Annotated in this window: 20 protein-coding genes and 1 pseudogene; 16 read left to right on the top strand and 5 right to left on the bottom strand. The window is 56.6% G+C overall.

Annotated elements, in window-relative coordinates; all coding sequences use genetic code 11:
- Positions 1 to 175: 175 nt before the first annotated feature.
- The 3 genes from JX325_RS00310 to JX325_RS18590 form a co-directional block, all read right to left on the bottom strand.
- Positions 176 to 1,468: a M20/M25/M40 family metallo-hydrolase gene (locus JX325_RS00310; protein WP_204789189.1), complete on the bottom strand. Its 1,293-nt coding sequence runs from the start codon at positions 1,466 to 1,468 to the stop codon at positions 176 to 178.
- A gap of 11 nt (positions 1,469 to 1,479) precedes the next feature.
- Complete coding sequence (locus tag JX325_RS17710) at positions 1,480 to 2,649, bottom strand: UxaA family hydrolase (RefSeq protein WP_243413838.1); 1,170 nt, start codon at positions 2,647 to 2,649, stop codon at positions 1,480 to 1,482.
- The gene (locus JX325_RS18590) at positions 2,627 to 2,968 is read right to left on the bottom strand and encodes a UxaA family hydrolase (RefSeq protein ID WP_204789188.1); all 342 of its coding nucleotides are present in this window, start codon (positions 2,966 to 2,968) and stop codon (positions 2,627 to 2,629) included. The genes JX325_RS17710 and JX325_RS18590 overlap by 23 nt, the downstream gene beginning before the upstream one ends.
- Positions 2,969 to 3,094: 126 nt before the next feature.
- On the opposite strand from JX325_RS18590, the gene JX325_RS00300 reads away from it, so the two are divergent.
- The 5 genes from JX325_RS00300 to JX325_RS00280 all read left to right on the top strand — a co-directional run bounded on the left by JX325_RS00300 (position 3,095) and on the right by JX325_RS00280 (position 9,039).
- A complete protein-coding gene (locus tag JX325_RS00300) occupies positions 3,095 to 4,018 on the top strand; it encodes a LysR family transcriptional regulator (protein WP_204789210.1) in 924 nt (307 codons plus the stop codon).
- 387 nt (positions 4,019 to 4,405) lie between these two features.
- Complete coding sequence (locus JX325_RS00295) at positions 4,406 to 5,506, top strand: TRAP transporter substrate-binding protein (protein ID WP_204789187.1); 1,101 nt, start codon at positions 4,406 to 4,408, stop codon at positions 5,504 to 5,506.
- Positions 5,507 to 5,619: 113 nt separating this feature from the next.
- Complete coding sequence (locus tag JX325_RS00290) at positions 5,620 to 6,111, top strand: TRAP transporter small permease (protein WP_204789186.1); 492 nt, start codon at positions 5,620 to 5,622, stop codon at positions 6,109 to 6,111.
- Positions 6,108 to 7,418 carry a TRAP transporter large permease gene (locus JX325_RS00285; RefSeq protein WP_204789185.1) on the top strand — a complete coding sequence of 437 codons (1,311 nt, stop codon included), beginning with the start codon at positions 6,108 to 6,110 and terminating at the stop codon, positions 7,416 to 7,418. Before JX325_RS00290 ends, JX325_RS00285 begins: the two co-directional genes overlap by 4 nt.
- 49 nt (positions 7,419 to 7,467) lie before the next feature.
- Positions 7,468 to 9,039 (top strand): amidohydrolase family protein, encoded by a 1,572-nt coding sequence (locus JX325_RS00280; RefSeq protein ID WP_204789184.1) that lies wholly within the window; start codon positions 7,468 to 7,470, stop codon positions 9,037 to 9,039.
- Between the two features lie 66 nt (positions 9,040 to 9,105).
- Here the strand turns inward: JX325_RS00280 and JX325_RS00275 are convergent, their stop codons facing one another.
- Positions 9,106 to 9,903, bottom strand: a complete 798-nt coding sequence (locus JX325_RS00275) for an IclR family transcriptional regulator (protein WP_204789183.1) — start codon at positions 9,901 to 9,903, stop codon at positions 9,106 to 9,108.
- A gap of 287 nt (positions 9,904 to 10,190) precedes the next feature.
- Here JX325_RS00275 and JX325_RS00270 point away from each other — a divergent pair, with 287 nt between their 5' ends.
- The 11 genes from JX325_RS00270 to JX325_RS00220 all read left to right on the top strand — a co-directional run bounded on the left by JX325_RS00270 (position 10,191) and on the right by JX325_RS00220 (position 22,732).
- The gene (locus tag JX325_RS00270; protein WP_204789182.1) at positions 10,191 to 11,267 is read left to right on the top strand and encodes an NAD/NADP-dependent octopine/nopaline dehydrogenase family protein; all 1,077 of its coding nucleotides are present in this window, start codon (positions 10,191 to 10,193) and stop codon (positions 11,265 to 11,267) included.
- 111 nt (positions 11,268 to 11,378) lie between these two features.
- A complete protein-coding gene (locus tag JX325_RS00265) occupies positions 11,379 to 12,257 on the top strand; it encodes a DMT family transporter (RefSeq protein WP_204789181.1) in 879 nt (292 codons plus the stop codon).
- A 130-nt stretch (positions 12,258 to 12,387) separates the two neighbouring features.
- Entirely contained in the window at positions 12,388 to 14,061 is a 1,674-nt protein-coding gene (locus tag JX325_RS00260) for a dihydroxy-acid dehydratase (RefSeq protein WP_204789180.1), read from the top strand.
- Between the two features lie 34 nt (positions 14,062 to 14,095).
- Positions 14,096 to 14,488, top strand: a complete 393-nt coding sequence (locus JX325_RS00255; protein ID WP_204789179.1) for a RidA family protein — start codon at positions 14,096 to 14,098, stop codon at positions 14,486 to 14,488.
- Between the two features lie 100 nt (positions 14,489 to 14,588).
- Positions 14,589 to 16,175 (top strand): ABC transporter substrate-binding protein, encoded by a 1,587-nt coding sequence (locus JX325_RS00250; protein ID WP_204789178.1) that lies wholly within the window; start codon positions 14,589 to 14,591, stop codon positions 16,173 to 16,175.
- Between the two features lie 118 nt (positions 16,176 to 16,293).
- Positions 16,294 to 17,658: a M20/M25/M40 family metallo-hydrolase gene (locus JX325_RS00245; protein ID WP_204789177.1), complete on the top strand. Its 1,365-nt coding sequence runs from the start codon at positions 16,294 to 16,296 to the stop codon at positions 17,656 to 17,658.
- Positions 17,659 to 17,670: 12 nt separating this feature from the next.
- Positions 17,671 to 18,585 carry an ABC transporter permease gene (locus JX325_RS00240; RefSeq protein ID WP_204789176.1) on the top strand — a complete coding sequence of 305 codons (915 nt, stop codon included), beginning with the start codon at positions 17,671 to 17,673 and terminating at the stop codon, positions 18,583 to 18,585.
- A 12-nt stretch (positions 18,586 to 18,597) separates the two neighbouring features.
- Entirely contained in the window at positions 18,598 to 19,497 is a 900-nt protein-coding gene (locus JX325_RS00235) for an ABC transporter permease (RefSeq protein WP_204789175.1), read from the top strand.
- A gap of 11 nt (positions 19,498 to 19,508) precedes the next feature.
- A complete protein-coding gene (locus JX325_RS00230; protein ID WP_204789209.1) occupies positions 19,509 to 20,501 on the top strand; it encodes an ABC transporter ATP-binding protein in 993 nt (330 codons plus the stop codon).
- A complete protein-coding gene (locus tag JX325_RS00225; protein ID WP_204789174.1) occupies positions 20,494 to 21,579 on the top strand; it encodes an ABC transporter ATP-binding protein in 1,086 nt (361 codons plus the stop codon). Before JX325_RS00230 ends, JX325_RS00225 begins: the two co-directional genes overlap by 8 nt.
- Before the next feature lie 19 nt (positions 21,580 to 21,598).
- Positions 21,599 to 22,732 carry a Xaa-Pro peptidase family protein gene (locus JX325_RS00220; RefSeq protein WP_204789173.1) on the top strand — a complete coding sequence of 378 codons (1,134 nt, stop codon included), beginning with the start codon at positions 21,599 to 21,601 and terminating at the stop codon, positions 22,730 to 22,732.
- Between the two features lie 258 nt (positions 22,733 to 22,990).
- Here JX325_RS00220 and JX325_RS00215 read toward each other — a convergent pair.
- A pseudogene (locus tag JX325_RS00215) lies at positions 22,991 to 23,294 on the bottom strand (TraG/TraD/VirD4 family protein); the annotation flags it as partial.

Here is a 23,294-nt window from a genome sequence, read left to right as displayed (position 1 = left end):
CGGTAAGCTCCGCCGCACCTCCGGGAGAGCCTTAACAGGCCCTTATTCCGAAGGTAGCGGAGCATCCGGGCGACCACCTCCCGATGGGTTTCCAGGTGGTTGGCGATGGTCTCATGGGTGATGCGCGGCCGGGGGATTTTAGACGGCTTGAAATGAAAGAAGCCGCTTCCTTTTATTATATGGAAAGGTCCATGACAAGCAGTTTTTTTAGGGCGGTGCGGTAGATGCTGCGCAGCTTGTAAAAGTCCTCTTCCAGGATATATTCGTCCTTTTGATGCTCCGTGTGCCGCCGCCCGGGAAAGGCAGCGCCGAAGCCTACGATGTTGTCCAGCGCGCGGGCATAGGTCCCGCCGCCGATGACCAGGGGATCGGAAAAATCACCGGTCTCCTCCCGATAGGCCGCCAGGAGCTGCTGGAGAACTGGGTCCGACGGCGCCCGGTACAAGGGCTTATCGTGTTTTAAAACGTCAAGGGTCAGTCCCTCAGCCTGGGCTGCGGCCGTTACCGTTTCCAGAATCAGGCCGCNGTCGGCGGTAACAGGATAGCGGATATCCAGTGTCATGCGGATTACGCCGCCGTCTGTCCGTACCATGCCGGAACAAAGAGTAGTAGGTCCACTGGCATCGTCCTGGAAGCAGCAGCCCAGTTTTTCTCCGTGGCAGCTCTCCCCGATGTACTTATTATAAAAGGAGATTAGGGGATTTTGAAGCCCTGCCCGGGACAGCTCCTCCACCATTTTGCGGATGGCGCTGTCTCCTTGTTCCGGCACTGTAGCGTGGGCGGCGAGACCTTGGGTTTCCACAAGGCGATCCCCGCCAGATCCGTCCCGAAACCGGGCGCGGCACCAGGAGGCCACCATGTTACAGGCACTGCCGCCCTCTAAAAGAGAGAGCCCGCTGTGCTCCAGGGGCATGGACAGCTCCAGCNAAAGCATTCCCTTCTCACCGCNAAGAGCCGGNAACTCAGCGTCAGGNGTGAAGCCAGCACAGGGCTGCTCCTCGTGGCGGCGGTAATAGGCCATGTCACTCCACTGGCCGGTTTCTTCGCATTGACCNAAAATCAGGCGAATCCGGCGGGACAGGGGAAGCTGCTCTGCCAGCAGANCGGCGGCGGCAAAGACGCAGGCAATGGCGGGCCCCTTGTTGTCGGAGGAGCCCCGGCCATAGAGACGGCCATCCCGTTTCGTACAGGCAAAGGGTTCCATGGTCCACCCGTCCCCGGCGGGTACAACGTCTACGTGGGGAATGACGGCAACCAGCTCATCTCCCTCTCCAATCTCCGCCCATGCGGTCTGCCCATCGCGGTTCACGGTNCGCATGCCCAGCTCCCCGCAAAGGCGCAGGGTGTACGCAAGAGCCTTTGCAACGCCTGTCCCATAAGGGGCCTCCGGCGTCACGTCCTCCCCGGCCNNGCTGGAGATTGCCNGCAGCCCTTCCAGGGCCTGGAGCATTTCCTGGTTTGTACGCATTCCGTTCCTCCTTAAATCTTTCCGCTTGGCGGCGTTACCCAGCTGAAGTCCTCCATCCGCTCCGACTTGGAGGGGATGCCCCCTGCGATTTCCAGCACAAGCCGGTAGAGATCCTTTGCCAAAAGTCGAAAGTCCTGGTTTTGGACAATGACGCCGGAGGCGTCAAAGTCTATCATTTCCGCCCCCAGGCGGGCATAGGTATCTGGGTTTCCTGTGATTTTTACAGTGACGGAAGCTGCGTTGCCCAGGGGAGTACCCCGCCCGGTGGTGAACAGGCAGAGGTGTGCGCCGGACATGGCCAGGGCTGTACAGGCGTAAACGTCGTTCCCCCCCTGGCGGTTATCCAGGAACCACTGGCCGGGGCCTGGAATGTCCTCGCCCACTTGGAGGACGCCCTGAACCTTTGTCCGGCTGCCGGATAGCTTCAGGTTTCCAATGGCCTTTTCGCAAAGGGTTGTGATTCCGTGGGCCTTGTTGCCCGGAGTGGGATTGACGTCGGCAATGGACTGTCCGGTCATGTGGAAAACATCCTGCCTGTATTCGTCTACAATGTCCAAAATTGCCTCGCCCACTTGGTAGTTGACCGCCAGGTCAATAAGGTGCTGTTCGTTGCCAGGCATTCCCCGGACGCCGGCGCTGACAAAGGCCGCGCCCGCGTCTCCAAACAGGTCCATGGTCTCCCCTGTGACCACGTTGGCCGCCAGAGAACTGCTCCAGTCCGAACCGCCGCAGTAGACGGAGAGCACCAGACCGGAGACGGGGCAGGGGGTTCGCTCCATTTCCGCGCCTTCCCGCAGCATCTGCCCTACCAGCGCGGTTCCCTTCTCCACGGTACGCTTCAGCCCGCCCTCGTCCTGGATGCACAGGTGGAAGACCTTGGTGCCGCTCTTTTCAATTTCCCTCTGGATATAGGCAGGGTCCGTCCACTGGCAGCCCAGGCTCACCAGCAGGACGCCGTAGACATTGGGGTGCTGCCCTGCCCGGATAAGCCCCAGGTTTGTGCGGTCCTCCTGCTGGCGGTACTCGCCGCAGCCGGTNTCGNTGGTGATGGACGGGACGCCGCAGCGGGCAGAAATCAGGTGGGCCGCGCCGTTGGCGCATTGAACCAGGGACAGCACCAGCACCTGATTGCGGATACCAAATCCGCCGTTTGCCCNCTTATACCCCAGAAACGTATCCATGCTCTCGTTCCTCCNTAGCTTTCGCCCTGTAGTTGNCGGCGTACGCGTTGCAAAGCTGCTCTGTGATGTCTTTGACATTGTGGGTGTGCACCCACTNTCCCGGTGCGANGTCCCGCTCCGCTTGGCCGATGACGACGCCGTACTTGAGGATGCTTTCTCCCAGCGCAATGGGCCGAATCGCAGCCTTGTGTCCGGTGGGAATCCGCTCCCGGATAGAGACCGTGCCGCCGGAGGTCCCGATGCTATCCCCGGCCTGGGCGGGTTGGGGCAGTACGGCTACGTTATCTTGTTCATGTAGAATTACAGCTTGTATTTCCATAGAAATCACCTCGCCTCCATTATATCAGGCTTTCCCTTAAAAAGATTATTGCGATTTTCCGCAATGCGTCATATAATTTTCGCATAAGCCCCAGGATCTCCAGAAGTAAACTTAGAGGAGGAGCCTATGACCTTTCAGCANCTCACCTATGTGGTTGAGGTGGCCCGCTGTGCCTCAATTAATAAAGCGGCAGAGCGCCTGTATACCCACCAGAGCAATGTCAGCNGTGTCCTGCGCNAGCTNGAGNACGAGCTGGGTATCCAAATTTTCCGGCGGTCTCACAAGGGAGTGTCTTTGACCGACGCCGGACGGGAGTTTCTGGCGCACGCCCAGGAACTGGTGGAGAAGAAAGCGTTTCTGGAGAGTCTATACGCTGTGCGGGGTCAGAGGCAGCCACTCCGGTTTCAAGTATCTTCCATGCGGNCTTTCTTTGCCTATGCGCCTTTGCTGGAGCTGAGCGGGCAGGGAAAGCTGCCGCCTGCCCCCCTGAGTCTCCGGCTGCGGAAATGCACATTGAAGGAGGTGCTGTCCGATGTGGCCAATGGAGCGGACCTGGGCATTATATTCACAATGAAAGCCCAGAGAACGCGTCTGCCGCAGATGGCCCGGGTGAAGAATGTGGAGTGCATCCCGCTGGGGGAGAGCCGCCTCCACGCAGTGGTGCGGGAGGGGCACCCGCTTTTAAAGGACCGGAATCTGGACCGGATAGGGGAGTATCCCTATGTGATTATAGAAAACCAGGAGAATCTGGGATTGCTCTATGACGAGGAGTCCCGGAGCGTCCGGGGCTTATTTGAGGATGTGCCCCGGCAGATTATTTCCACCAACGACAGTATGACCTGTCAAAGCATTGTGGCGGAGACCAACGCCTTTTTTATCAGCACCACGCCCTGGAGGCACAGTGAGCATTACCACTTTGCATCCATCCCCCTGCCGGGGGAGGCAAACATTTTAACGGTCTACGGAGTGGTTCGCCGGGGAGGGCAGCCTTCGCAAACGGTGGACTTCTATTTAAATGCCCTGCGGAATCTCCTGGCGGAAATCGAATAGGCGTGTTTGGGACGGGAGGGGAGGCTTTCCCTTGGACCCCGGGCCGTCCGATAGAAAGAAAAAAGGAAGCTCTTGTAATCGCGAGAGCTTCCTTTTTTCTGGATAAAGCTGGCTGACAGCGGCGTTTAATCGGCAGCATAGCACATTTTGGAAAAGAACCCCCGTTGTTAGAACTGAATAAATTGAGTTTTCTATTTTTGATAAAAACATAAAATTCGACAGAAGCTACCAGAAAGCAGATTGACAAGCTCTCGGTTTCGATGTATGATAAAGCTATCTCGTTCGCATATAAGTATTTGTTCGTATATGCGAATAGGCGCTGGAGGCCGGCAATCGAAAATTTGCTTGGTCAAAGGTAAAATCAAGATCAGAAAAGGGGAAGTTGTTATGAAAAAAATCTGTTGTCTGTTGCTTGCGGCCCTGATGCTTTTATCCCTGGCGGCTTGCGGGTCCAATGCCGGCAATCCCAGCCAGGTCACCAGCGGCGGTTCTGAACCGGCTCCCAGTACCGGCGGCGATCAGGCGGATGCCACCGTCTATGAATTTAAGCTGGGTACTGACTGTTCCGACCCCGCGCTCTCTCCCGATTATAATGGCTACGGCGAGCATATCCGTAAGTTTTGTGAGCTGGTGGAGGAGAAAACCAATGGCCAGGTGAAGATTACGCCCTACTATGAAAGCGTTTTGGGCGCCCAGCCGGAGCTGTTCATGCAGGCTCGGGACGGAGAGCTGGATTTCTTCTACGGCAGAGTGCAGTCCGCTGTGGATCCCCGCTTTGCCTTTAACTCCGTTCCTTTCCTGTTTAAGGACATTGACCAAGCCAAGCGCCTGATTGCCAATCCCGACGGCGAGCTCTACAAGCTGTATGCCGGACTGTGCGAGGAGTACGGAACGCATCTGATTGGACAGGGCGTGGGTACCTTCCGCGGCGTGTTCAGCAACAAGCACGCTGTCCCTGACGCAGTGGGGATGTCCGATCTGACTATGCGCATTTACGAGGATCCCTCTGTGAAGTTCTTCTGGTCCCCCATCTGTAATGCCAGCGTCATTTCCTTCAATGAGGTCTATACCGCCCTGCAGACCAAGACCTGCGACGCGATGGAGATTGCGGGCAGCGTGGGCATCTACTCCAAGTTCTATGAGGTCTGTGACTATTACACCGACCTGGATTGGCAGATTATGAGCCAGGGATTCATTGTCAGCAATAAGTGCTGGGACAGTTTGCCAGACGATCTGCGTCAGACCGTGATCGACTGCGCCTGGGAGGCTTCCGACTACGAGTTTGAAGTGCAGAAGACCAACGCCATCAGTGCGCTGGACGAGCTGGCTTCCCTGGGCTGCGAGGTCTATAACCNCNCGGATGCTGAGCGCCAGGCATGGATCGACTACGCCCGTTCCCTGGACGACCAGTATCGCGAATACATCGGGGCCGAGGTTTACGATCAGGTCATGGCCGCGATTGATGCCGATAACGCCGTCAACGGCTAAAATGCCTCTGAGCGTTAGAGCTTGAAGTGAAGGAGCGTCCGATCCGGTGGCCGGAATGCCGGTCGGATCGGACGCTCTCATTCTATACGAATTCTGTAATGGGGGGAATACTTGTGAAATTCCTGAAAAAGCTGGACAAGGGCGTGGACGCAGCTGTGAAATACTTCACCAGTGCCTTGATGATTCTTTTGACCATCATTGTTAACGCCATGGTGTTTTCCCGCTATGTTCTGCGGGTGAACCTGGGCGGCATTGAGGAGCTCCCAGTCTTCTTTATGTGCATCTGCATCTGGATGGGGGCCATTCGCGTCATGCGGGATGATAAGATGGTAAAGATTGAAATCATTTTCTCTCTGGTGAAAAACGAGCGGGCTCAGGCCGCCATCAACATGGTGGCCTCGCTCCTCAGCTGCGCCGTGCTGGCGTTCTTCTGCACCCGCGCCTATCTCTTTGTCTACCGGACCTGGCGAGACGGGATTATTACGCCCTCCCTGGGCTGGCCTGCCTGGCTGGTGTATGTCTTCTCTCTGATTGGATCCGTCGGCATGACGGTTTACGCTTTCGTTAACACAATCAAATACGCGCGGAAGGTGGTAGGCAAATGAGTATTGGACTTTGTGCGTTATTGGTCCTTGCCCTGATTATGATGAGCATGGGCATTCCTCTGGCATTCCTGGCCGGGGCTATGGTGTTCTCTGCGGCCGCGGGCCTGACCACCGGCAGCTGGGGCTCTACAGCCTGGTTCTCTACGGAGTCTTTTTCCCTTCTGGCGGTGCCCCTGTTCATTCTGGCGGGAACCCTGATGGAACGCAGCGGCATCGCGGGCGCCCTGGTGGATTGGGGACAGCGGCTGACGGATAAGGAGGGGAAGGGCACCGGCCTGGCCAACGCGATTCCCGTTGTCTCCGGCATGTTCGGCGCGCTGTGCGGCTCCGGCTTGGCCACTGCCTCCACCATGTGTTCTATGCTGGGTCCAAAGCTGGAGGAAAAGGGCTACAAAAAGGAATTTATCTATGGCCTGATTGCCTGCTGCAGCCCCTTTGGATACATGATTCCTCCCAACATGAACGCCATTATCTATGCCAAGGTGGCCAACGCCTCCGTGGCGGACCTGTTTTTGGCCACGGTGGCTCCGGGCGTTTTGTGGATTGTGCTCTATATGATCATCAACCGCTTTATGGTGCCCAAATACCTGGTGGTTACCCGGACGCCGGAGGAGCTGGCTGCGGACATGGCCCAAAGCAAGGCTCTGTCGACGTGGAAACTCTTCAAGGCGCTGCTTCCCGCCCTGCTGATGCCGGTTATCATTCTAGGCGGCATTTACGGCGGCATCTTTACCGCCACGGAGGCCGGTGCCGTGGGCTGCCTCTATGGCGTAATCGTGGGCGTAATGCTCTACAAAACCGTAAAGACCCGGGATCTGCTGGACATCTTTTCCTCTACGGCCTATTCCCTGGGCTCCCTGCAGATCATTTTCCCCTTCACTATGATTTTCACCCGGATTATGGTGACAAACGGCGTTCCCCAGATGGTGACGGATTTCATCTCCAGCGTTTCCACCAACCGGTATGTTATCATCGTCATCCTGTGCGTGGTCCTGTTTATAGCCGGATTTTTCCTGGACGGAAACATTCTCCTGCTGGTGCTGACCCCGCTGCTGCTGCCTACCGCCACTTCCGTGGGGATGTCCGTTATTCAGTTTGCCGTCGTAGTGTTTGTGGCTTTGGGCATCGGCTCCATCACGCCGCCCATGGCAATGGCCCTGTTCCTGTGCGCCCGGCTGGGTGATGTCCCTGTGGAGAAAATGGTGAAACCGATGTTGCCCTATATCATTTTTGGCGCGCTGCCCATTTTGATTTTGGTGGCGTTTGTCCCGGCACTGTCCGACTTCCTGCCGTCCCTGCTGCGTTAACCGCGGCTTCCTATGAGGAATGAATCAAAACATGCAAGGAGGCTTTGCTATGGACATACTGATTAAAAACGCGAAGGTTGTCGACGGCACCGGAGTGCCGGCCTATGCGGCTGACATTGCGGTGACGGGAGGCCGGATCTCCCAAATCGGCCAAATTACGGAGACCTGCGGCCAGGTTATCGACGCCGCCGGCCGCGTGGTGATGCCCGGCATCATCGATCCCCACAGTCATGCGGATGTGGGCATCTTTGATCCCGAGTGGAGCCATCAGCGTATTGTGCAGGGGATTACAACGGAGCTCACCGGACACTGCGGGCCCTCTCCCGCACCCAACTGCCCTGAGCACATGGACCTGCTGCGACGGATCTATTTTGAGCTCACCGGCGCGGGGCGGCCCTTTGACTGGCCTTTCCAGGACTTCGATGGCTGGCTGAAGGCGGTGGAGAAGCAAAAGCTTTCTGCCAATTATGGTTTTTTGGTAGGGCATAGTACTTTGCGGGTCTGCGTCATGGGGGAGAAAANTTNAAAAGCCACCACCGGGGAGATTCGGGCTATGCAGGAGCTGCTGGACCGGGCGCTGAATCAAGGCGCAATGGGCTTAAGCTTCGGCCTGAGCTATTTCCCAGGGGCCTATGCCGATACGGAGGAACTGACGGAACTGGCCCGGGTGGTAAAGAAGCACGATGGAATCATCGCATCCCACCGCCGGGACGAGGGGGACCGGGATTATGAATCCATTGCGGAGATGATTCAAATTGCCCGGGAGACCGGAGTCCGCATGAACCTCTCCCATGTGAAGGTTACAGGGAGCGCCAACTGGGGCAAGGGCAGCGGCATTTTGCGGCTGATTCAAGAGGGCTTTGACGAGGGCCTGGATCTGTCCATAGACGCATATCCCTATACCGCCGGGTATACCCAGCTTTTCAAGATTTTCCCCATAGAGGTCTGGGGGGACGGCATGGAAAGCATGTATGTCCGTTTCTCCGATCCCGCCTTCCGGCAAAGGTTGATCGAAGACACCCTCACAGGCCGCTCCGGCATGATGGCGACGGCAAAGGGCGGCGCCGCCGGGATACAGGTGATCCAGTGCGCGGATGCCGCTTATGATATGAAAACGCTGGCCCAGATCAGTGAAGAAATGGGTCAGAATCCCGCGGAGTGCGCCATCCGAATCATTGAGCAGTGCGGGGACGGCGTGCAGATGTTCTGCTTCCTGCAGGACGAGGGGGAGCTGGACCAGATTATGCTGTATCCGCATACCATGGTCATCTCCGACGGGGCCCCCGCCGGCGGACACAAGCATCCCCGGTACATGGGTACGTTTTCCCTCTTCCTGGAGCGTTTTGTGAAGCAGCAAAAGAAACTGACGCTGGAAGAGGCGGTGAAGCGCATGACCTTTATGCCGGCCCAGCGTTACCGTTTGCGTGACCGCGGCATGCTCAGAGAAGGCGGCCGGGCGGATCTGGTGGTGCTGGACTGGGAGAATTTCCAGTGCAATTGTTCCTATGAGGCCCCCATGGGACCCTCGAAAGGAATCTCTTATGTGCTGCTGAACGGCAAAATTGCCGCTAAGGACGGCGTTTATACTGGTGAGGGCCAGGGAGAGGTGCTGCGTTTTTGACGCATGGAAAAAAGCCCCGTACCCGCCGGGTTCTGCGGGTAGGGGGCCTTAGCTCCGCTTGCGGCATCAAAGGTTCTTAAAGCCGTTCTGGGAGAAAATCTCATCCAGGTTTTCATCACTGACAGAGAGGACGTTTTCGATTTTGCGGGTGGATATTTGCAGGGCCTTGGTGGCATGGGCGGCCTTCTCCAGGTTCATGCGGAAGGTTGGCAGAATGATGCCCAGGGCCGCCACGTCCCGATNGTCCACCCGGATGGGGGCCGCTACACACTGGATGTTTGGCTCCACCTCGCCGTATTCATAGGAAATTCCAGTCAGCCGGACCTCCTCCATTTGGATGTGGGCGCGGTAGAGGTTGGTTTCCGGGGGAAGACGCCCGCCGTCCTTGAAAAATATCTCCGTCAGCTCGTCCAGCTTGTAGTCGCACAGCAGGGCCTTGCCCATGGCGCCGATGCAGCCCAGCTCCCTTTGCCCGGGCGTCTTGTCACAGGTGATGTTTTCCGGCGGATTCGTCCGGTGGAGAAACAAAACGTCTTTTCCGTCCATGACGCCAAGGCAGCAGGACTCGCCGATTTGATACGTGACCTGCTGCATTTCGAGATTGATAAACTTGTTGACGGAAATTTTGTTGCGGTAAATCGAGGCTGCAAAGTAAAGGCCAAGGCCGATGGTGTACCGGTTGGTCCGGTAGTTTAAATCGATGAAGCCCCGGGCGGCCATGGTTTGCAGCATGGGAAGAATGCTGCTTTTGGGAGAGTTCAGAAGCTGCGCAATTTCCGTGAGGGTATGTCCTTCTATGGAAGCTGAAAGCAACTCAATAATGTCCAGGACTCGAGAGGTAGAGCGGTGTGCAGTTTGAGCCATAATATCCCTCCAAAATGATTTGCCGTTCCTTCCGCCGGGATAGAAAGAAAGGCCTTCCGCCAAGATTTGGCCAGAAAGCTGCGGCGCTGAGAAAGGCTGGATTTGTCAGGCGGGAGACGGTTTCTTCCTTAACCATATCATGTTTTTCCCTATTGCGCAACTTGATTTTCTGGAATGAGGGCAGATATTGAGAAAAAGATTGACATTTTTGCGGCAGATGTGTAAAATAAAAATAGTTCCTATATATGTATTAATTCGTATATACAAACAAAGAATGGAGGATTCGTATGAGTCTGAATTTTGCAGTGCTGGGAGCAGGTGCCGGTGGGCAGACCATGGCTGGAGTACTGAGCAGCCAGGGATATTCCGTCAAACTGTNCGACATTGACCAATCCAAAATCGACAAACTGAATGCGCTTGGGAAGATTGTGGTCACCGGAAAAATAGAATGCGAGGGGACGCCTGAGCTGATGACCACGGATTTGAAGGCCGCTATGCAGAATGTGGATGTCATCATGGTAACCACCACCACAGACGCTCACCGGGCTTTGGCGGACCAATGCGCGCCCTATTTGCACGACGGACAGATTNTTATGCTGAATCCCGGTCATGTGGGCGGCGCGCTGGAGGTGGCCCATGTCATTCGGGATATTCATCAATGCAAGGCCGATGCAATCATCGCGGAGGCCGGCGATTTGATGTATGCCTGCCGTATGCCGGAGGTGGGAACGGTGTTCCAGTCCGGGTTGAAGAACCACGTGGAGGTAGCCGCCCTTCCCGCCGGAGACGTGACCCGCCTGCTGGAGATCCTCAAGCCGATTTTTGCCAATCTCTCTCCTGCAAAGAACATCCTGGAGACGGGATTTGAGGGCGGCGGCGCGATGCTGCATCCGATTCCGAGCCTGATGAACGTCAATCGGACGGACTCCGGTGAGCCGTATGACTATTACATGTCCGGCATTACGCCCAGCGTGGCCAAGCTGGTGTCTGCCTGTGACGCTGAGCGCCTGGCAGTTTGCAGGGCCCTGGGCTTGGAGGTGCCCTCTTTGGTGAAGTCCCTCCAGAAGATTTACAGCCTGGAGCAAGAGGANCTGTATGACTTGCTTCAGCATAACAAAGCATATGTGGGTCTGAAAAGCCCCTCGAGCCTGAATCACCGGTTTTTCATTGAGGATACGCTCTGCGGCATAGTGCCCCTGGCCTCCANTGGCCGGATGATGGGGGTGGAGACGCCGATTATGGATGCCTACATCAACATCGCCAGTGTGGTCTGCGGCCGGGATTTCCGGGCGGAGGGCCGCACGGCGGAGCGCCTCGGCCTTGCGGGCAAGACTCTAGAGGAAATCTACGAGATGATTTCCTAACGGCCGCTCCAAACGGAAGTGGGGCAGATGGCCGGAAGAAATAATAAGCCGCAGTGGATGCCAGCTTTAAGATAAGCGATTGCCCTGGGCGGTGAGGAGCGTTAAATGCGTATGAAAGAGAGAAACCAAGCGGTTTTACTGATGCTGCTGTCGGCCCTGTCCTTTTCGCTGATGCAGGTGGCGGTAAAAATTTCCGCTATGTCGGTGGGGACGCTGCAGCAGGTTTTCTGCCGGAATCTGATTAGTTTATTCATTGCCCTGATTCTATTGCGGAAAAAGCATTTGCCGCTTTTTGGCCCCCGGGAGTATCAGCTGCCGCTGTTTCTNCGGTCGTTTTTCGGGTTTGTAGGGATGATCATGCTGTTTGCTGCCACTGCGGGGGCCCGTCAGGCGGACATTGCGCTGCTGAACCGCACCTCGCCGGTTTGGGTCAGTTTGTTTGCACTGCTGTTTCTGAAAGAAAGGATTTCTAAGGTACAGGCGCCGGTGATTTTGCTGTGCCTGGCCGGTGCATTTATCGCTATGCNGCCCTCCTTCGATTCCGATGCAATGCCGTTGGTCTTGGCGCTGCTGACAGCGGTTTCCAGCGGCTTGGCCTATACAATGATTGCATTTTGCAAGGGGCACGTCAATCCTTTTACGGTGATTTTTCATTTTTCCCTGTTTAGCACGGCGGCCTCCGGCATTTTGATGCTTCCTTCGTTTGTGGTTCCCTCGTGGAGGGACGCAGCTATGCTGTGCCTCATCGGACTGTTCGGTGCCGGCGGACAGATTGGCCTGACCTGCGCCTATCAGAAGGCGCCGGCCTCGGAGGTCAGCATCTATGATTACTCCGGCATTATTTACTCCGCCCTGCTGGGATACCTCCTGCTGGACGAAAAGCTGTCGGTTTCCACGGCGATGGGAGCCCTGCTGATTACTGCCGGTGGGCTGTGGGCCTTCCTGTACAACCGGAAAAAAGCGGGGGAGGCGGAGGAAGGCGGTCTCTGAGCAAGAAAAGAAGTTTGACACAGGACCGTTTCGGCGGTCTCCGGCGGCGGTCTGCGGCGCGGACGGGAGGGAATCGATTGGATTTTCTTCGGTGTGTTGACGATAAAACAAAAGCGGAAAGGAAATGATTATGAGCGACAATAAGCGCAGGATTAACAGCGATCTGGAGGACCGGATGACGCTGGACTGGCAGGGAACCCGGGCATTTTTCTATGGATTGGGATACAACGATGCGGATATTGAAAAGCCCCGGGTAGGCATCATGAACACCTGGAACGAAATCAACCCCGGTCATATCCACCAGCGGGGCCTGGCGGACGCCGCCCGGGAGGGTATTATTGAACGTGGGGGGCTTCCCTTCCTGTTCTACGGCGTCAACCTCTGCGACTGCGTAGGTGGCGGAGACTATGTGCTTCCCAGCCGGGACCTGCTGGTGAATGAGATTGAGCTGAACGCCAAGGCGCACAATTTGGATGCGATGGTGCTGATTGGGACCTGTGACAAGGTGGTTCCGGCGCTGCTGATGGCGGCGGGACGGGTGAATATCCCTACAGTAATCATCACAGGCGGATACATGAAGACCCCAGTGATGGACGGCGAATATGTGGACTTTATCGATATCGGCGCTTGCATCTCCAAAGTGAAAGAGGGCAAACTGCCCCAGGAGAAGTTTGAAGAGCTGATTCACACCTGTGCGCCCTGCANCGGAGCCTGCGGCATGATGGGAACCGCCAACACCATGAGCCTGCTGACGGAGACCATCGGTATGTCCCTGACGGGCAACGCCACGCTGGCCGCCGTGTCCGGCGATTTGATCAACCTCAGCCGGGAGGCCGGACGGAAGGTGATGGAGCTATGGGAGAAGAACATCCGTCCCCGGNACATCATTACGGAACGGGCGATTACCAACGCTATCCGTGTCTGCATGGCTATTGGAGGCTCCTCTAATACCATCATTCACATCCCTGCCGTGGCCACAGAGGCCTGCCTGGACATGGATTGCAGCGCCGTCTATGCGGAGGCCAGCTGTGAAGTTCCCCTGCTGATCGGCATTCGGCCTAACGGCAGACACTGCATGGCGGATTTCGAGGCTGCGGGCGGTCTGCCGGCTATGCTGAACGAGCTGAGGGAGAAACTGGACCTGAGCGGAATGACGGTGACGGGAAGGACCCTGGGGGAGAATATTCAGGGCCATGAGAACCGGAATCCCTCCGTTATCCACTCTCTTTCGGAGCCTCTGGACAGCGACGGGGGCCTGATTCTCTGCAAGGGAAATCTGGTGCCTCAGGGCGCGTTTATCAAGCAGTCCGCAGTTCCCGCCAAGCTGCATAAATTCCGGGGAACCGCTAAGGTTTACCACGATCAGGACGCGGCCATCGAAGCCCTGCGGAATGGGGAGATTCAGGCGGGCAACGTGGTGTTCATCATCTACCAGGGTGTCAAGGCCGGTCCCCACACCTCTTATGCCTTCACCACGGCGCTGAAAGGAAGCCATTTGAAGGACGATGTGGCCACGGTGACGGATGGACGCCTATCCGGCGCAGCCTCCGGCGCCTGTTTCGGTTATGCCTCTCCCGAGGCTGCCCTTCGAGGACCTCTCTGCGCGGTGAGAGACGGAGATTGGGTTAACTACGATATCGAGAAACGGGAGCTGAACATCGAGCTGTCCAGCGAGGAGCTGGAAAAGCGCATGGCGGAGGCGGAGCTGAAGCTGGAGCCCAAGACCGGTTGGCTTTCTGTTTATCAGCGCTGCGTCGGTTCCATCTTGAAGGGCGCTACCCTGATTGAGGATCACCGGGCCTGAGGGCGTGGGGTTTACTAGACTGGAGGAATGCATTATGAAGCACGAGAAGATTCAAATAGTCCCCCCCAATGCGCTGAAAACCAAGTGGTCCCGGGCAATCCGGTACGGCGATTTGATTTTCACCACCGCTCACTCCGCCGCCCGGCCAGACGGCACCATGCCCACCACCCCGGAGGAGCAGATCCGCGGCTGCTTTGAGAGCTTGAAAAACACCCTGGAGGCCGGTGGCTCCGGTATGGACATGGTATTGCACGCAGACTGCTTCCTGGCCCACCGGGAGGATTTCGCCTTGATGAATGAAATCTTTGACGAGTATTTCCTGGGTCAGGGTGTGCCTACTACCCGCAGTGTTACCGAGGTGACCTTTACCGCTCCGAAATTTCTTTTTGAGATTCAGGCGATTGCCGGTGTGCGGGACGCGGAATAATCCGCCGCTTCCCTGAGCAGCGGCGGCGCAGAGATGCTTGGCTTCGCATATGGTTTCTACATATTTGCGGACGACAATTTTAACAAAGGAGAAGAACACCATGAAGAAGATGCTAGCCTTACTCCTTGCGGCGGTGATGGTTTTATCCCTTGCCGCCTGCGGCGGAAAGCCTGCCAGTCCCAGCGAAAGCCCCTCCGGCGGCAGCCAGACCGGCGTGGAAACCAACAGCGGCGGCGAAAAGGTGGTTACCATCGGCGTGGCCGTGGACCTCCAGTCCTTCGACCCCGCCAACAACGACAGCACCTCCTCTGAATGCATCCTGCACAACATGTTCAGTCACCTTTATACCCAGGATGTGGAGGGCAATACGGTGGCCGACCTGGCGGTCAGCTATGAAATTCTGAATGACACCACCTGGCAGTTCAAGATTCGGGACGACGCCTTCTTCTGGAACGGCGATCCAGTGACGGCCGAGGACGTCAAATTCTCTCTGGAGCGGCCTGCCTTGGATACGTCGCTCCGGGAGAACCAGTATTTCAATGCCATCGCCGGAGTGGATGTAATCGATACAACCACGCTGAATATTCGGACAGTGGATCCCTTTCCCGCGCTGCTGTCCCTGGTCAGCAAGGCCGGCTCCGAGATTCTGCCCAAGGCTTATGTGGAGTCCTGCGGCGGTATGGAGGGCTTCCAGAAGGCGCCTGTGGGTTCCGGCCCCTATGTCTATGTCAGCTGGACCAAGGATGACAGCATTGTCATGGAACGGAACGAGAACTACTTTAACGCGGACAACACGAAACGGGACTTTGACCGCATTGTGTTCAAGGTGATTCCCGAGGAGTCTACCCGGGTGGCGGAGCTCCTCACGGGGAACATTGACATTGCCGAAAATGTATCCCCCAACGAATGGGACCGAATCAACGGGAACAGCGGCACGTCCATTGTCTTTGGAACCAGCGCCCGGGACTTCATGATTCTCTGCCGGTGCGACACAGACAGCCCCATTTCTAATGTGAAGGTTCGTCAGGCTCTGGAATATGCCATTGATACCGACCTGATCTGTGAGACCATTCTCTCCGGCAGCGGCCACTCCACCCGCACTCGCTGCCCCGCCGGTGTGTTTGGACATGACCCCTCCTTGGATAACGTGGGCCTCTACGATCCGGAATACGCCAAGCAGCTACTGGCGGAGGCGGGCTACCCCAATGGCTGCACCCTCTCCATGACCGGTGTCACAGGCCGCTATGTCTGCGACAGCGATATCGAACAGGCCATCGTTTCCATGGCCGCCGAGGTGGGAATTACGCTGGAACTGGAGCTTCTGGAGTTCTCCACCTTCTCGCAGATTCTTTCCTCCAACTCTTGGGGCGACATGGTTTTTGTCAACTACGGCGTGGGCTTCATGGACGGCTCCTATCCCATGAACCTCTATACGGAGGCTGCCGATGCCGGTATGGGCTGGAACAACGCCGAGTATGAGGCACTCTTTGCCGCCGCCCGGTCCAACATGGATCTGGACGAGCGTCTGGAGCAGTTCCAGCAGTGCCAGCAGTTGGTAGCCGCGGAGCTGCCCAGCATTCAGCTGATTCAGCCCAGCACCGCCGTCGGCGTCAGCGATGCGGTGGGCTATACTCCAGGTGTCATTGGAGCCTATTACTGTGATTGGATCACCAACAGCGGCAAATAATTTCTGACGGCAGACGACATAGACGGACGAAAAGGGGAGTTGTTTTAAACGGAGACAACTCCCCTTTTTGGAAAATCGGGAATGGTTTCCACCGGGGACGGGAAAGAAAGGTGACTCTATGGATTTAGAAAAAGTATATGCTTATATTGACGCCAACCGGGATCGCTACATTCAATTGCTGCAAACCTTTGTGCGCCAGCCCAGCGTTGCCTCCATGCATCCTGACAACGAGGACATGAAAGAGCTGGTAAAGCGAACCGTGCGGGAATACACCGGCGCAGAGCCGGAGGAGCTGAAAACCAACGGAAACGCCGTGCTCTACACGGAGCTGAAAGGGAAGCGGACGGACCGCATTCTGGGAATTTACAACCACTACGACGTGGTGTCGCCCGGGCCGGAAGAGCAGTGGCGCTTTCCCCCTTATTCCGGGACCATCGACGGCGGCGTCCTCTATTCCAGAGGAGCGGCGGACAATAAAGACGCCCTGGCCTGCCGTCTGTGTGCCCTGGACGCTATTCGCTCCGCAGGGGAGGAGCTGCCCCTGAACGTCAAGCTGGTTTATGACGGAGAGGAAGAAGTGGGCAGCCCGTCTCTCAGCGAAATCGTGGCCGCGAATCCCGCCAAGTTCTATGCCGATGGCTATATGTGGGAGGGGGGGGACCGTCTGCCGGACAACGGCCCCTTGATCATTGCCCTGGGGGCCAAGGGAATGCTGAGCGTGGAGCTGTTTGTCCAGGGCGGGAAAATCGATGTTCACAGCGCCAACGCTCCGTTGGTGCCGAATCCTGCCTGGCGGTTGGTCTGGGCTCTGTCAACCATAAAAAACGAGAGGGACGAGATCCTCATTGACGGTTTTTACGACGGGATTACTCCCGTTACACAGGCGGAAATCGACTCCCTGAGGCTAGGGAGATTTGACCCCGAGGATGTGAAACGGCTAAGCGGGATTGAAACTTATCTAGGCGGCGTGGAAGGGGAGGAAGCCCTGAAAAAGCTGCTGTTCTCACCCACGGCCAACATTGACGGCATGGTCTCCGGCCACACCGGAAAAGAGCATAAAAGCCTGGTCCCAGCCCGGGCTTCTGTGAAGATGGACTTCCGCCTGGTTCCGGGGCAGGACCCGGAGAACATTGCGCAGCTGCTTCGCCGGCATCTAGACAAGCATGGCTTTACCGACATTGAGATGGTGGTGGAGTCCTTCTGCGCCCCATTCCGCAGCGGTGTGGATTCCTCCTATGTCAAAGCGCTGTCTGCCGCGGCGGCTGATGTCTACGGCGCGGAGCCAGCCATTCAGATCACGCTGGCCGGTACGTCGCCTATGGAGAAGATCTGCAAATACGACCAGATTCCCGTGGCCATGATTGGTCCTGGAAATACGGAGTCCGCAGTCCACTCACCCAATGAGCACATTTTTATTGAGGATTATATTCTGGGCATCAAAATGGCGGCGGCGGTGATAGATCGGTTTGCCAGGGAGGAGTAAAGGAGAAATTCTATGGGGAAGTATATGCGTAGGCGCTTGCTCCAGGTAATCCCCGTGCTGCTGATTGTAACCGTCGTTGTGTTTTTTATGGTGCATCTGTCCGGCGATCCCACATCTATGATGCTGCCCCAGGACGCGACGCAGGAAGCACGGGAAAATCTGCGGGAAGCCCTCGGCCTGAACCGGCCGCTGCACGTACAGTATTGGATTTTTATCAAGGGCCTGTTTCAGGGGGACTTCGGCATCTCCCACAAGTACAACGCGCCGGCGCTGCCCATTGTGCTGGAGAGGATTCCCGCCTCACTGGAGCTTTGTGCCGTCTCAATCGTGCTGTCCGTAGTAATTGCGATTCCCCTGGGCGTCTGGGCCGCCAGGGCCCACGGCACGCCCTTTGACTCCCTTGTAAACGCCTTAGCGGTCTTGGGACAGGCGATGCCGAGTTTTTGGATTGGCATTATGCTGATTCTGCTTCTGGGGGTAAAATGGACCCTTCTGCCGGTTTCGGGCCGGGGCAGCATGGCTCAGTTGATCATGCCCTCGGTGACGCTGGCCATCGGCACCTCGGCGCAGATCATTCCCCTGGTGCGCTCCTCCATGCTGGAGATTGTGCACGAGGACTATATCCGAACCGCCCGGAGCAAGGGCCTCTCCGAGCNGACGGTCATTTACAGGCATGCCTTTAAAAATGCCTTGGTGCCGGTGATTACTATGGTCGCCCTGCAAATTCCCGCCCTGTTTGGGGGCGCGCTGATCACGGAGACCATTTTTGCGTGGCCCGGCCTGGGACAGCTGATGGTGACGGGAGTCACCAATCATGACATGGCGATCGTACAGGCCTGCATCCTGATGATTACCTTCATCACCATCGTTGTAAACCTTTGCGCCGATATGTTGTATTGCCTGATTGATCCGCGGATCCGAATGTGAGGAGGTACCGGTATGGGAAAAAAGAACGCACATAAGGGCGCGAATCCGCCAAGCGGTTTTCGCAAATACGCGGGGCTGCTGTTCCGCAGCCAAACCGGTACGATTGGTTTTTTCATTCTGCTGATGATTCTTATTATCGCCATCTTTGCACCCCATATTGCCCCCTATGACCCCACCTCGGTGGACCTGCGCGGTATGCGGATGCCTCCTTTCTGGATGGAGGGCGGGTCCATGGAGCACATTCTAGGCTGTGACAACCTGGGCCGGGACCTGTGGAGCCGCATCATTTATGGGACACGGGTTTCTTTATTGGTGGGGATCCTTTCCGTTCTGCTGGCGGGGGCCTTCGGAATTGTTCTGGGGATGGTTTCCGGTTTTTACGGCAGCTGGATCGACAGCGTGATTATGCGCGTGACAGACGCGTTTTTCGCCATCCCCAGGATTTTGATGGCCATGGTGGTTTTGATGGTTGCGGGTAGCAGCGTAGGCGTGCTGATTTTGATCATCGGCGGCACCAGCTGGGTTCCCTTTGCCCGGATGATCCGAAGCGAAGTGCTGGCGCTGAAGGAAAAAGAATTTGTGAAATGTTCCCGCAGCATCGGTACCAAGGGCACGGTCATCCTTCTGCGGCATATTTTGCCCAATGTCATGTCCTCCTTCATCGTCCTTTGTACGATGAACATCGCGGGCAATATTATCAGCGAGGCCGCCCTGTCCTTCCTGGGCGTAGGCATTCAGCCGCCTACGGTTTCCTGGGGCGTCATGCTGGCTGAGGGACGCAAGTTTTTGGGAACCCACTGGTGGATTGGGACTTTCCCGGGAATCGCCATTACCATTTCCGTGCTGGGAATCATGTTTCTGGGGAACTGGCTGCGGGATGTTTTGGATCCCCGGAACCAGGGAATTAAGTGAGGTGCATTGTGATGGAGCGGCAGACCACACTGGAGGTCCGGAATCTAAACGTTTACTTTAAAACCGCCGGCGGAAACCGCACTCAGGCCGTGAGGAATCTCTCCTTCCAGGTCGGCAGCGGGGAGCTTCTTGGAATTGTTGGAGAATCCGGCTGCGGGAAAAGTGTGTCCTCCTTGGCGATTATGGGGCTTTTGGAGTTTCCCGCCATTGCGGAGGCGGATAAAATCTGCCTCATGGGGACCGACATATCCAAAAACAGCCGGGAGGAGATGCGGAAGCTCCGGGGCAGCGAGCTTTCCATGATTTTTCAAGAGCCCATGACGTCGTTGAACCCCCTGTTCACCATCGGCGCGCAGCTCAGTGATACCATTGCCCTGCATCAGGAGTGCGGAAAGGCGGAGGCAAAGCGGCGGGCGGTGGAGATGCTGGAGAAAGTCGGCATTCCCAGAGCGGAGGCTGTGTATAAGTCCTACCCCAACGAGCTGTCCGGCGGGATGCGCCAGCGNNTCATGATTGCCATCGCTCTNGCGAATTCCCCGAAACTGCTGATTGCCGATGAGCCGACGACAGCCTTGGACGTTACCATTCAGGCCCAGATACTGGAGCTGATGCGGGACCTCATTCAGGATTCCAATACGGCCATTTTGTTCATCACCCACGATCTGGGTGTCATTGCGGAGATGGCGGACCGCGTACTGGTGATGTATGCCGGGAGTATTGTGGAGGAGGCGGACGTTATGACACTGTTCCACAACTGCGCTCACCCCTATACTCAGGGACTGCTGGACAGCACCATCAAGGTGCATGAGATTCACGATGAACTGAGATGCATCGAGGGTGTGGTGCCCAGCCTGCGGGATATGCCCTCCGGCTGTGCCTTTCACCCCCGCTGCCCCTATGCGCAGGAAGACTGCCGGAGTCAAAGGCCGGAATTGCGGAAGACAGCGGAGGGCCATACGGTCGCCTGCCTGCATCCGCTGAGAGGGAGGTGGAACCATGACTAAGGCGAGAGAACGGGCCGAACAGCTGCGGCAGGAACTGGCCCGGCCCTACGAGGGAGAGAACCTGCTGGAGGTAAGGCACCTGAAAAAGTATTNTCGGACCGGCAGCCGGTTTCTTCCCGGCAAAAGCGGTCAGTCCTACATCCGTGCGGTGGACGACGTCAGCTTTACCGTCAAAAGTGGGCAGACCCTGGGTATCGTTGGAGAATCAGGCTGTGGAAAATCCACCACAGGCAATACTATCATCCGCCTTCTGGAAAAGACCAGCGGAGAGGTTTACTTTCAGGGCCATGAAATTTCCGATATGTCCAAGGAGGAGATGGAGATCATCCGGCCCAACATTCAGATGATTTTTCAGGATCCCTATTCTTCGCTGAATCCCCGCATGCGAGTATTCGACATCATTGCGGAGCCGCTGCGGACCCATCGCGTTTGTAAATCGGAAGGGGAGCTGAGGGAACAGGTGCTGGACATGATGTCCGTTGTAGGCCTCCAGCCGGACTATGCCTCCCGGTACCCCCACGAGTTTTCCGGCGGACAGCGGCAGCGAATCGGCATTGCCCGGGCCCTGGCGCTGAGGCCAAAGCTGATCATCTGTGACGAGCCCGTCAGCGCTTTGGATGTGTCCATCCAGGCGCAGGTGCTGAACCTGCTGGCCTCTTTGCAAAAGGAATTTCACCTGTCCTATATATTCATTGCCCACGGTCTGCCTACGGTGAAGCATGTCAGTGACCGCATCGCGGTTATGTATTTGGGACAGCTGGTAGAACTGGCCGGTACGGACGAGCTGTTTGCNTCGCCCTGCCACCCTTATACGGAGGGCCTTTTGGCAGCAATCCCCATTCCCGACCCGGCCCTGCGCAAGGAGCGGAGGTCTGCCCTGCTTCAGGGGGACCTGCCATCTCCCGCCAATCCCCCCAGCGGCTGCCGCTTTCACACCCGCTGTGCCCACTGCAAGGAGATTTGCGAGGAGACGGTTCCCGCGTGGCGGGAGGTGCGTCCCGGCCACTTTGTAGCCTGTCATTTTCCGGTGGAAAATGGGAGGGGGATTTTGGAGCGGCAGGACGCGGCTGTGAAGTAGAAAGAAAGGGGCTTGCTTTATGGATCTTTACGAAAAACGCAGGACAAGGCTCTGCGAATGGATGCGGTCCCACGGCGTGGATGTGGCGCTGTTTGGAGAACCGCGGACATTTCTCTATCTGACGGGTGTTGTGATTAGTCCCGCCGAACGCTTTATAGGGCTCTTGCTGGACGCCCGGGATGGCCGTCACCTTGCCGTCGCACCCAAGCTGGAGGCGCTGAATATGCGCGGCTGCGCGGTGGAGCAGTGCCTCTACGAGGACGGAGCGGACCCGCTGGAAATCCTTCACCCCAAGATGAGAGGCCGGAAGGTGGGTGTGCAGATGGGCGGAGGCTTTCAGGAGCATTACAGCATGGCCCTGGGGAAACGACTTTTCCAGGCATATGGTCTAGAGATGGCGGATATGACTGATGTGGTAGATGAAATGCGCCTTTCTAAGGACGAGGAGGAGCTGATGGCCCTGCGGGCCTCGGCAGACCGCCTCTGCCGGATGTTTGCATTTATCCGGGAGCGGCTGGCTCCGGGAAAAGCGGAGCTGGAGCTCTCCATGGAGATGTTTGCGGAAACTTACCGCCTAGGCGGAACGGACTATATGATTCCCTGCATCCTCTCCGGTCCGGCCGCCGCCTCCCCTCACGGGCAGTCCAGCGGAAAGCTTCTGCAAAGAGGGGAGCAGGTCCTGATTGATTGCAGCATTGATTACAAGGGCTATTGGGCCGACATGTCCCGTACGTTTTTCCTGGGAGAGCCGACACCCAAAATGCGGGAGGTATTCCAGGTGCTGCTGGAGGCGCAGCAGGCAGCTATTGAGGCGGTGAAAATCGGTGAACCCATCTGCGGCATAGACCAGGCCGCCCGCCGGGTGATTGAGAAGGCCGGCTATGGCCCCTATTTCACCCACCGTGTGGGGCATGGCATCGGCTTGAGCATCCACGAGGCGCCCTCGGTGGACGGACGCAACCAGAATCCCATTTTAAAAGGAATGTACCACTCTGTGGAGCCCGGCATCTATATCCCCGGTGAGTTCGGAATGCGAATTGAGGATGATGTTTATGCGTCGGAATCCGGACCCATTGTGCTGACGGATCAGATGCGCAAGGACTTGGACTATATGATTTTGCAATCAAAACCTCCGGCTAAGCCGGAGGCTTGAGTAGTTCCTGAAGGGGCCTGATAATGACGGGTGTCTCAAGACACATCGAATATCTTTCGACTGCATCTTGTGCCCCGCCGCCCGTAAACGGACAACTTATCTTCCGTCAAAAGACTTTGCGTATCTGCCAGATGGGCAACATTGATAAAGACCTAAATACTATGCTGGTATGCTAAGGTTTCCCTCAAGACTTCTTTGCTTGTACGCTTTCTGGTAATTGCTTTATTGATTGACATTTCAATTTGACCAACAAAATTATAGAAGATACTCCCCTAATTTTTGGTAGTTTACACCCATGCTCCGCTGGCTCCCTCTGGTGTCAGAGGTGTTATATAGATCAATGATTTCCTTCCCTAAAGTTTCGGAAATCTCCTTTAAGGTGCTTCTTTCCTTGCCTCCGAGGAACAAAACACAGGAACAGTTGCCGATAATCGTCTCCGCGTGGTCCTTATAAATGGCCTTGAGCTGGCCCTGCGTCTGGACCACGATATGGATGGAAATTTCGCGGGAGCGAATCACGCTGATAAGATGTTGGAAGTTGGGAATCTTCTGGTTGGCGAAC

Source organism: Oscillibacter sp. CU971 (assembly GCF_905219725.1).
Classification (GTDB): domain Bacteria; phylum Bacillota; class Clostridia; order Oscillospirales; family Oscillospiraceae; genus Oscillibacter.
This window is presented reverse-complemented; position numbering and strand designations above follow the sequence as displayed.